Genomic DNA, 279 nt, shown 5'->3' with positions numbered 1-279 from the left:
TAGGGCTAAGTCGTAACAAGGTAGCCGTACCGGAAGGTGCGGCTGGATCACCTCCTTTCTGGAGCTATCCGACCTTCGATTCGTGGACTTCTAATTGATTACCGATAACGTCTTTTCCTCTCATTCACTTTCCTGCTTCAATTGGAGGCAGGACACGTTCTTTGACATAGAGGAAAACAGAGTAAAAGAAAAAGAAAGCAATAAGAGTGATTAACCTATGGTTAGTCACCCGAGCCGCAACTGCCTACGGGCAGTTGCTCTACGAGAAGTAGAGAAGGG

Annotated in this window: 1 rRNA gene; it reads left to right on the top strand. The window is 47.0% G+C overall.

The window, feature by feature from the left end:
• Positions 1-58 (top strand): 16S ribosomal RNA (locus D0N36_RS19320); the annotation flags it as partial.
• Positions 59-279: the final 221 nt, after the last annotated feature.

It is taken from the genome of Hymenobacter lapidiphilus, assembly GCF_003417065.2.
GTDB lineage: Bacteria > Bacteroidota > Bacteroidia > Cytophagales > Hymenobacteraceae > Hymenobacter.
The sequence above is the reverse complement of the archived record's forward strand: the minus strand, read 5'-3'. Positions and strand labels throughout refer to the sequence as shown.